10 protein-coding genes are annotated in these 10280 nt (G+C 53.9%); 6 read left to right on the top strand and 4 right to left on the bottom strand.

Annotated elements, in window-relative coordinates; genetic code table 11:
* Positions 1–196, top strand: a 196-nt coding sequence (locus N6P30_RS09995) for a hypothetical protein (RefSeq protein ID WP_260629942.1), incomplete at its 5' end; no start/stop codon positions are given.
* Positions 197–489: 293 nt separating this feature from the next.
* Here N6P30_RS09995 and N6P30_RS09990 read toward each other — a convergent pair.
* Positions 490–627, bottom strand: a complete 138-nt coding sequence (locus N6P30_RS09990) for a hypothetical protein (protein WP_159427010.1) — start codon at positions 625–627, stop codon at positions 490–492.
* 12 nt (positions 628–639) lie between these two features.
* Between N6P30_RS09990 and lpxP the strand changes: the two genes are divergently transcribed.
* Both lpxP and ypdK read left to right on the top strand, forming a co-directional pair.
* Positions 640–1560 carry a kdo(2)-lipid IV(A) palmitoleoyltransferase gene (gene lpxP, locus N6P30_RS09985; protein ID WP_031275099.1) on the top strand — a complete coding sequence of 307 codons (921 nt, stop codon included), beginning with the start codon at positions 640–642 and terminating at the stop codon, positions 1558–1560.
* 357 nt (positions 1561–1917) lie between these two features.
* Positions 1918–1989, top strand: a complete 72-nt coding sequence (gene ypdK, locus N6P30_RS09980) for a membrane protein YpdK (RefSeq protein ID WP_099458937.1) — start codon at positions 1918–1920, stop codon at positions 1987–1989.
* A 52-nt stretch (positions 1990–2041) separates the two neighbouring features.
* On the opposite strand, the gene alaC is transcribed toward ypdK, so the two are convergent.
* Positions 2042–3280, bottom strand: coding sequence for an alanine transaminase (gene alaC / locus N6P30_RS09975; protein ID WP_008501582.1), 1239 nt, complete (start codon positions 3278–3280; stop codon positions 2042–2044).
* 386 nt (positions 3281–3666) lie between these two features.
* On the opposite strand from alaC, the gene N6P30_RS09970 reads away from it, so the two are divergent.
* Positions 3667–5373, top strand: a complete 1707-nt coding sequence (locus N6P30_RS09970; RefSeq protein ID WP_023294231.1) for a sensor histidine kinase — start codon at positions 3667–3669, stop codon at positions 5371–5373.
* A gap of 3 nt (positions 5374–5376) precedes the next feature.
* The gene (locus tag N6P30_RS09965; protein WP_023294232.1) at positions 5377–6108 is read left to right on the top strand and encodes a LytR/AlgR family response regulator transcription factor; all 732 of its coding nucleotides are present in this window, start codon (positions 5377–5379) and stop codon (positions 6106–6108) included.
* Positions 6109–6143: 35 nt separating this feature from the next.
* Here the strand turns inward: N6P30_RS09965 and glk are convergent, their stop codons facing one another.
* Positions 6144–7109 carry a glucokinase gene (gene glk / locus N6P30_RS09960; protein WP_023294233.1) on the bottom strand — a complete coding sequence of 322 codons (966 nt, stop codon included), beginning with the start codon at positions 7107–7109 and terminating at the stop codon, positions 6144–6146.
* Between the two features lie 205 nt (positions 7110–7314).
* Between glk and N6P30_RS09955 the strand changes: the two genes are divergently transcribed.
* Positions 7315–8550 carry an ion channel protein gene (locus N6P30_RS09955; protein ID WP_023294234.1) on the top strand — a complete coding sequence of 412 codons (1236 nt, stop codon included), beginning with the start codon at positions 7315–7317 and terminating at the stop codon, positions 8548–8550.
* On the opposite strand, the gene ipdC is transcribed toward N6P30_RS09955, so the two are convergent.
* On the bottom strand, positions 8551–10209 hold the full coding sequence (gene ipdC / locus N6P30_RS09950; protein ID WP_023294235.1) for an indolepyruvate decarboxylase: 1659 nt from the start codon (positions 10207–10209) through the stop codon (positions 8551–8553).
* Positions 10210–10280: the final 71 nt, after the last annotated feature.

Genomic DNA, 10280 nt, shown 5'->3' with positions numbered 1-10280 from the left:
AATTGCTCAATCAACTCAGAAAAAGAAACTACTCTTTTCTCACAAATCGAATATTTGTATCGCCGAAGGGATTGCAGCCAGAGAGATATTAATAAAAACATCTTATTTTGATTTGCATCACGGCACTATGTCAAAAAACAAGAAAGGACTGCAATATTTTATTGCAGTACGATTAAAAGAAGAGAAAAGTGGGTGATAAAAGACGACTATTCTATTGAGGATATGAATAATAAATAAGATTTTTCACAAAGAAAATTCTTATTTATTAGGTAAGGAAGAAATAAACGAGTAAATGATTAATTTGCCGTAAATCAACAATGCCATTCTTTTTCGTTACGTCTTCCATCCGATCGCCAGGGCTTCTGCTCTCCGCTCAGTCAGGAAAAACGCTTTCAATGCGACTTTCTATAAAATCTGTAAAATCAAGCACCTCCTTAACTGCCGCTTTTTTAATCAAAAACGAGTAATAGCACATATCGTATAACGGTGCTACATTACGCCGCCCGCCCAAATCAGCAGTGGCCAGGCAACGCCGTAAAGTTCGGTAAAGCCTGCAACCATCACCTTGAAGAACGGTCTTATCGGCACGTCGTATCGCAAACTCTGCGCTACCTTTACAGGCTTCACATAGGTTTCACTATTTTGTCTCAATCCAAATTTCAACGCGCGTTTTTACATCCGCGTTACTGGTTTACATGGTTTGGTCTTGGCGTTCTCTGGCTGCTGGTTCAACTTCCGTACCCTGTCCTGCGTTTGCTGGGGTCGAAACTGGGCAGTGCATCCCGCTTCTTCCTGAAACGCCGCGAATCCATCGCGCGTAAAAATATTGAGCTTTGCTTTCCGCATTACAATGCCGAAGAGCGCGAGAAACTCATCGCTGAAAACTTCAAGTCTATCGGCATGGCGCTGCTTGAAACCGGCATGGCCTGGTTCTGGCCGGATGAGCGCGTCCGCAAGTGGTTTGACGTGGAAGGGCTGGATAACCTTAAACGCGCACAGATGCAAAAACGCGGCGTGATGGTCGTCGGCGTTCACTTTATGTCGCTGGAACTGGGTGGCCGCGTGATGGGCCTGTGCCAGCCAATGATGGCGACCTATCGACCGCACAACAGTCCGCTGATGGAGTGGGTACAAACGCGTGGCCGCATGCGTTCGAATAAGGCGATGATCAGCCGTAATAACCTGCGCGGTATGGTCGGGGCTCTGAAGAAAGGTGAAGCCGTCTGGTTTGCCCCCGATCAGGATTATGGACGTAAAGGCAGCAGCTTTGCGCCTTTCTTTGCGGTTAAAGATGTTGCGACGACCAACGGCACCTTTGTCATTTCTCGTTTGTCGGGCGCTTCCATGCTGACCGTGACGATGGTGAGAAAAGCAGATAAATCAGGCTATCGTCTGCACATCTCTCCTGAGATGGCAAACTATCCTGAAAACGAGTGCGAAGCCGCGGCGTTTATCAATAAAGTCATCGAAACTGAAATCATGCGTGCGCCAGAGCAGTATCTGTGGATGCATCGTCGTTTCAAAACCCGCCCTATTGGCGAAGCCTCGCTCTATCTTTAAGCTCTTCAGAAAGGTTAGTTTCGCTAAGAAACTAACCTTTTCAATCACCTGTCATCCGTTAAGAAACCGTTTTTCATTGCGTCGCCCAAAGTGAATTTATTGCGATGCGAAATCAAACTGTCGCCGTTCCACGACACTCGTAAGTGACGGAAATTATTTAAAAAAATCCCTCTTGTCACCCCTCATTTTTAGGCGTACATTAGCGCCGTCTGGCAACAGGAAAGCACAGAATTCTGAGCTGGAGTCAGCGGCGAAACGGGAAAATTCTCATTTCCGCTTTGACCGGATTTCAGTTCTCTATAATCAGGTGGACTCTGTTTTTAAATGCGTACCACAAGATACGCGGAGCGATGAAACGTGAAATATTTCTTTATGGGCATTTCGGTGATTGTTTTAGTCTGGGCCGGAACCTTTGCCCTGATGATCTAGTGAAGAACATGCAGTCAAAAAAACAGGAGCCATTGGCTCCTGTTTTTTTATGTCATGATGACGCGGGATTTTCAGCCACGCTCTTCGAGGAGAGAAGCCCGTCGGCCCGGAACATACTCTTGATGCCCCTCACCGCCTGACGAATGCGGTCGCTGTTTTCAATCAGGGCAAATCGCACATGGGTGTCGCCATAATCACCAAAGCCAATGCCCGGTGATACGCACACCTTCGCATCCTGCAGCAGCTTTTTGGCAAACTCCAGCGATCCCATCGCCGCGTATGGTTCCGGAATTTTTGCCCAGACGTACATGGATGCCTTCGGCATTTCCACCATCCAGCCCGCTTCATGCAAGCCTTTTACCAGCACGTCGCGACGGCGCTTATACTGAGCGGCAATCTCGTGGACGCACTGCTGGTCGCCCTCAAGAGCAGCGATAGCCGCAACCTGCAGCGGCGTGAAGGTGCCGTAGTCGTGGTAACTCTTAATACGCGCCAGTGCGCTCACCAGCGTTTTGTTACCCACCATAAAGCCAATACGCCAGCCCGCCATGTTGTAGCTTTTCGACAGGGTGAAGAACTCTACCGCCACGTCACGCGCGCCCGGGACCTGCATAATAGATGGCGCTTTCCAGCCATCATACACGATGTCGGCATAGGCTAAATCGTGAACCACCAGCACGTCATAACGCTTCGCCAGCGCGACCACTTTCTCGAAGAAATCGAGCTCCACGCACTGGGCCGTTGGGTTCGACGGGAAACCGAGGATCATCATCTTCGGTTTCGGATAGCTTTCGCGAATCGCACGTTCCAGTTCGTTAAAGAAATCGACCCCTTCCACCAGCGGAACCGAACGGACCTGCGCCCCGGCAATTACCGCACCGTAGATGTGGATTGGGTAGCTGGGATTCGGTACCAGCACCGTATCGCCATGATCCAGCGTAGCCAGCATCAGGTGTGCCAGCCCCTCTTTCGAGCCGATGGTGACAATCGCTTCACTTTCCGGATCGATATCAACCTGATAGCGATCCTGATACCAGCGCGAGATCGCGCGACGTAATCTGGGAATACCGCGGGAGGTCGAGTAGCCGTGCGTATCCGGACGCTGGGCAACCGTGCAGAGTTTTTCAACGATATGCGGTGGCGTTGGGCCGTCAGGGTTACCCATGCTGAAATCAATAATATCTTCGCCGCGCCGACGCGCAGCCATCTTCAGTTCAGCGGTGATATTGAAAACATAAGGGGGGAGACGATCGATACGCGTAAAACGGCGTTCAGGACTGAATTCAGCCATAGATTCCTCAGATTAACGTTAGCGCCCGGACCGTCCGAGCGACGCTGCCACCGATGTGGCGTGCTTAGAAAATAACCTGAAAAAAATCACGCTGTCGAGAGGGAAGTGAAAAAAAAGCGATCGCCTGAAAACCGGAACCCGGCGGTGCCGAAAAGCGGAAGCCCCTGTTTCAGGGTTGGCTTTCTGATAGCTGTTATTTAACAGGATGATATCAAAACAGTTACCTGACGATACGCAGGCTATAAAAAATCAGGACGTTTCCGTTACCGACAGACAATCCCCTTTAGAAATTATGGTTTTTCCTCATTTGATAAACCTGACGGATAGCTGGTCAACACGCGTCAGGTTTTTTATCATGGTTCTTTCCCGTTTTCCCAGGTCTACTCGTGCACGAAATATTCACTATGCTGCTGGCGGTTTTTGACCGTGCGGCATTAATGCTGATTTGCCTGTTTTTCCTCATTCGCATTCGCCTGTTTCGCGAGCTATTGCACAAATCCGCACACTCGCCAAAAGAGCTGTTGGCCGTTACCGCCATCTTTTCGCTGTTCGCCCTGTTCAGCACCTGGTCTGGCGTGCCGGTAGAGGGTTCGCTGGTTAACGTGCGCATTATCGCCGTGATGTCCGGCGGAATTTTGTTTGGCCCGTGGGTGGGTGTCATTACCGGCGTGATTGCCGGAACCCATCGCTACCTGATTGATATCGGCGGCGTCACGGCGGTGCCCTGCTTTATTACCAGCATTATCGCCGGGGTGCTCTCCGGCTGGATCAGCCGCAAAATCCCGAAAAAACAGCGCTGGCGCGCAGGGATCGTGGCGGGCATGGTGTGCGAAACGCTGACCATGATCCTGGTCGTCGTCTGGGCCCCGACCACCGAACTTGGGCTGGATATCGTCTCGAAAATCGGTATTCCGATGATCCTGGGCAGCGTGTGCATCGGCTTTATCGTGCTGCTGGTGCAAAGCGTTGAAGGGGAAAAAGAGGCCAGCGCCGCCCGTCAGGCCAAGCTGGCGCTGGATATCGCCAACAAAACGCTGCCGCTCTTCCGCCACGTTAATGCGGAGTCGTTGCGTCAGGTCTGCGAAATTATCCGCCATGACATCCACGCTGACGCTGTCGCCATCACCAATATTGACCACGTGCTGGCCTACGTTGGCGTCGGGGAGCACAACTATCGCGATAATGATGACACCATCAGCCCAACCACCCGACAGGCGATTAACTACGGTAAAATCATTATTAAAAACAATGATGAAGCCCACCGAACGCCGGAAATCCACTCCATGCTGGTGATTCCGCTGTGGGAGAAAGGCGTCGTAACGGGCACGCTGAAAATTTATTACTGCCACGCGCATCAGATCACCTCCACGCTGCAGGAGATGGCCATCGGCCTGTCGCAGATTATCTCCACCCAGCTGGAAGTATCCCGGGCGGAACAACTGCGTGAGATGGCAAATAAGGCAGAGCTGCGCGCGCTGCAGAGCAAAATCAATCCCCATTTCCTGTTTAACGCGCTGAACGCGATCTCCTCGTCCATTCGTCTTAATCCGGACACCGCGCGCCAGCTGATTTTTAACCTGTCGCGCTATCTACGCTACAACATCGAGCTGAAAGATGACGAGCAGATCGACATCAAAAAAGAGCTGTATCAGATTAAAGACTACATCGCGATTGAGCAGGCGCGCTTTGGTGACAAGCTCACGGTCATTTACGATATTGATGAAGAGGTCAACTGCGTGATCCCAAGCCTGCTTATCCAGCCGCTGGTCGAAAACGCGATTGTTCACGGCATTCAGCCGTGTAAAGGCAAAGGCGTCGTCACCATCAGCGTCACCGAAAGCGGCAACCGCGTACGTATTGCCGTGCGCGATACCGGCCACGGCATTGATCCAAAAGTCATTGAGCGGGTGGAGTCTAACGAGATGCCTGGAAATAAAATCGGCCTGCTGAACGTGCACCACCGGGTCAAGCTGCTTTACGGCGACGGGCTGCATATTCAGCGTCTTGAACCGGGCACCGAAATTGCGTTTTACGTCCCGAACGAGCGCTCTCCCGCTCATTCGGCAACATCACTGTTGCCCCAGGTGGAGTAACCCATGAAAGTCATCATCGTAGAAGATGAAATTCTGGCTCAACAGGAGCTAACCTGGCTTATCAACACCCACAGCCAGATGGAAATTGTGGGTACCTTTGATGACGGTCTGGACGTGCTGAAGTTTCTGCAGCATAACCGGGTCGACGCCATCTTCCTGGATATCAACATTCCGTCGCTGGATGGCGTATTGCTGGCGCAAAACATCAATCAGTTTGCCCATAAGCCGTTTATTGTGTTCGTGACCGCATGGAAAGAGCACGCCGTAGAGGCCTTCGAGCTGGAGGCGTTTGACTATATCCTTAAGCCTTACCAGGAGTCGCGGATTGTCAGCATGCTGCAAAAGCTGGAGGCCGCATGGCAGCAGCAGACCGCCCCTGCAAGCGCCAGCCCAACGGTACGAGAAAACGACACCATTAATTTGGTCAAAGATGAGCGCATCATCGTGACGCCGGTCAATGATATCTACTATGCCGAAGCCCATGAAAAAATGACGTTTGTCTATACGCGGCGGGAATCTTACGTGATGGCGATGAACATCACCGAGTTTTGCAGCAAGCTGCCTGCGTCGCACTTTTTCCGCTGCCACCGCTCGTTCTGCGTGAATTTAAACAAGATCCGCGAGATCGAACCGTGGTTTAACAACACCTATATCTTGCGCCTGAAGGATCTGGATTTTCAGGTGCCGGTGAGCCGCAGCAAGGTAAAAGAGTTCCGCCAGCTCATGCACCTGTAACAAAAAAGCCCTCTCCTGCGGGAGAGGGCTATGCTTCAGAGGATTTGACCGAGAACCTGACGCAGGTGGGCACCCGACCCCAGCAGGCCTGGGTTATCATGCACGATCAGATAAACCGGAATGTCCTGCACGTAGCTTCTGAAGCGCCCTTTATCCTCAAACCCGCCGCGGAAGCCGGAGGCTTTAAAGAACTCCAGGAAGCGCGGCACAATGCCGCCCGCGATATAAACGCCCCCGAAGGTACCCAGCGTCAGCGCCAGGTTGCCGCCGAAGCGCCCCATGATCACGCAGAACAGCGACAGGGCACGACGGCAGTCAATGCAGCTGTCCGCCAGCGCGCGTTCGGTGACGTCTTTCGGCTGCAGATTTTCCGGCAGACGACCGTCCGATTTCACAATCGCCCGGTACAGGTTCACCAGCCCCGGTCCTGACAGCACGCGCTCGGCGGAGACGTGGCCGATCTCCGCGCGTAATTCTTCGAGGATAATGCCCTCTTCTTCGCTGTTTGGCGCAAAGTCCACGTGACCACCTTCACCCGGCAGGCTCACCCAGCGCTGAGCGACATGCACCAGATGTGAAACGCCCAGCCCGGTACCGGCCCCGTAAACCGCAATCGGCTTACCTTCGACCGGTTCAGCGCCGCCAAACTGGATCAGATGCTCAGGCGTCAGCATCGGGATCGCCATGGACACCGCGGTAAAGTCATTGATGATTTCAAGATGCGCAAAGCCGAGGTTTTTTTTCATCTCGACGATGGAGAATGCCCAGGTATGGTTGGTCATGGCGACCCAGTCGCCGGTTATCGGACAGGCAATGGCGATGCAGCCATCTTCGACGCTTATCTGATGCTCCTCCAGATAGACGCGGACAACGGCCTCAAGGCTTGGATAATCGAGACCGGAATAGGTTTTCGCCCGGGAAATTTCACCGCTATTTACATCGCATAATGCAAGGCGCGCATTCGTGCCGCCCACATCGCCTACCAAAGCATACTTTGTCATTCTTCTACTGCTCCGCTAAAGTCAGAATAAATCTTTGGGACACTGTAAATTCAAGGCGTGATAACAACAACGACCGGAAGGTGAATGCCCATGGATTATCGATCTTCGTCACAGAATAACTTTACCGTTTCAGCACCTTTTGCACTATTGCCATAAGGCTTAATGTGCAAAGTAACGTAATACCGTTTTGTACAAGGAAATCATCATGCTTCACCCGCGAGCCAGAACCATGCTGTTGCTGGCAATTCCGGCGCTCATCATTGGCGTGGTTTCAAGTCTGGTCCTTATTGTCGTGATGAAAGTCGCGTCGGTGCTGCAAACACTATTATGGAACGCGCTTCCTGCAGGGCTGGGCGTCACCGCTGACTCTCCTGCCTGGATCGTTGGGATGCTGACGTTAACCGGTATTGCGGTGGGCCTGGTGATCCGTTTTAGTCCCGGCCATGCTGGCCCCGATCCGGCACTGGAACCGTTGATTGGTGCCCCGGTAGCCCCCTCGGCGTTGCCAGGGCTAATTATTGCGCTGATTATCGGTCTGGCCGGCGGCGTTAGTCTGGGACCTGAGCATCCGATTATGGCCGTGAACATTGGCCTGGCGGTTTTTCTTGGTTCACGCATTTTGCCCCGCGTTGGCGCGCTGGACTGGACTATTCTCGCCTCCGCAGGCACCATCGGGGCGCTCTTCGGCACGCCCGTTGCGGCGGCACTGATCTTTTCTCAGACGCTCAGCAGTAACAACGACGTCCCGCTGTGGGACAAGCTCTTTGCCCCACTGATGGCCGCAGCCGCCGGAGCGTTGACGACCAGCCTGTTTTTCCATCCCCATTTTTCACTCTCTCTCCCCCACTACGGCCAGATGCAAATCGCCGATATTTTCAGCGGTGCCATCGTCGCCGCCATCGCCATTGCGCTGGGCATGGTGGCAGTATGGTGTCTTCCACGACTTCACCGGCTGATGCACAGACTCAAACACCCGGTGCTGATTCTGGGGGCTGGCGGTTTGATTCTGGGTATTTTAGGTACGATCGGCGGGCCGGTGACGCTGTTTAAAGGACTGGACGAGATGCAGCAGCTGGCCTTCAGCCAGGTGTTTAGCGTCTCCGACTATCTGCTGTTTGCCGTGATCAAGCTGGCAGCGCTGGTGGTGGCGGCCGCCTGCGGTTTCCGTGGTGGACGCATCTTCCCGGCGGTCTTTGTCGGCGTCGCGCTGGGGCTGATGCTGCACGAGCATGTCGATGCGGTCCCGGCTGCGATTACCGTTTCCTGCTCGATTCTGGGGCTGGTGCTGGTGGTCACGCGCGATGCCTGGCTGAGCCTCTTTATGGCCGCCGTGGTGGTACCGGATACCACCCTCATCCCGTTACTTTGCATCGTGATGTTGCCCGCCTGGCTCCTGCTGGCGGGCAAACCGATGATGATGGCCAGGCGAAACGACAAATGATCAGGCGCTGTTGCGCGCTTCCAGCGCTTTGGTGATTGCCCCCAGCAGCGGAGGGATATCGGCTTTCGGCAGCATCACCTCAATCAGCGAAAGCCGCTCGTGGTGTGCCACTTTCTCAAGGACGTCCGCCAGCTGCTCCGCTTCACTGACCCGCCAGCACTGGGCCTGAGGATCAAGGCTCAGGGCCTGCGGGATTTGCGTCCAGTTCCATAGCGCAATGTCGTTGTAACGCTGCTCAGGCCCGTGGATCGCTCTTTCCACCGTGTACCCTTCGTTGTTCAGGACCAGAATAATGGGGTGTTGTTTATCCCGCAGCATCGAGCCAAGCTCCTGAATAGTAAGTTGCGCCGCGCCATCCCCCGTCAGGACAATCACGCGCCGGTTCGGGCAGGCCGTTTGCGCGCCAAATGCTGCCGCCAGCGTATAGCCAATCGATCCCCACAGCGGCTGGACGATAAAATTCACGTCAGCCGGCAGACGAAGGTCGATCGCGCCGAAGGCCGAGGTGCCCTGATCCGCAAGAATGATGTCTCCCGGACGAATAAATGTCTGCAACGTTTGCCAGAAATTCGCCTGCGTCAGCGAGCCATCCGGCTGCGGGTAGGCCATCGCGCTTTGAGAAGACTGCGCGGGTGTCTCGTGCACGTGCTGTTTGCACAGTTCCACCAGCGTTTCGATTGCCTGAAGCATAGGGATGCCGGTAAACCAAAGATCACCAACGCGTGAGGCATGAGGCTGAACTTCTATCGTTTGTGCCGGGGTGAGCTGATGCGTGAAGCCGGCGGTCAGGGTATCGGTAAATCGCGTGCCGATGCACAGTACGGTATCCGCCCCTTCAATCGCCTCTTTTACCGCACCGGCGCTCGCCGAACCGCTGTAGGTGCCATAAAATCCGGCGTGACGTTCGTCAAATATCCCTTTGCCCATCAGCATGGTGGCGTGTGCCATCGGCACGTCTTTGACCCATTTTTGTAGCGCATGCTTCAGGCCGTGGCGCAGGACAAGGAAATCGGCCAGCAGCGCAGTACGCTTGCTCCTGGCAAGCTTGCTTTCTGCGGCGTCCCGGAATGCTTTCAGGCAAGCACTATCGGCATGTGGATGCCTGAGCGTGAGAGCGTTTACAGGGGGAGTGGCGGCCTTTTTTGCCACGTCGGCAGGCAACATCAGATAGCCGGGGCGACGCTCCCGGAGCATTGTCGTTAACACCCGGTCGATTTCATAACAGGCGTTTTGTTCGGTCAGGATCGCCTGTGCAGCAGTGATCGGCTCGCTCATATGATAAAAATGACGAAACTCACCGTCGCCAAGCGTGTGGTGCAGCAGCTCCCCTCTTTGCTGTGATGCCGTACCCGGTGCCCCCACAATATGCAAGACCGGAACGTGCTCGGCGAAGCTGCCCGCAATGCCGTTCATGGCGCTTAACTCTCCTACGCCAAATGTCGTCAGCAGCGCGGCAAAGCCCTTACATCGGGCGTATCCGTCAGCGGCATAAGAGGCGTTTAACTCGTTGGCACAGCCCACCCAGCAGATATCCGGGCTGTCTATCACATGGTCGAGAAACTGCAGGTTATAGTCGCCCGGCACGCCAAACAGATGATCGGCTCCACAATCAGTAAGACGGTCCAGCAGGTAATCGGCGACGCAGTATGGGGTACGCATGAACAGGTATCCTTCTAATGTTGACCTCACCTTGAGTATTAAATAAGCGTGATGGCTGTCCAGAATTGGTG

This window comes from Enterobacter sp. PL1 (genome assembly GCF_945957325.1).
Lineage (GTDB): Bacteria > Pseudomonadota > Gammaproteobacteria > Enterobacterales > Enterobacteriaceae > Enterobacter > Enterobacter roggenkampii.
Note: the sequence above shows the minus strand (reverse complement) of the source record. Positions and strands in the feature narration are given on the sequence as shown.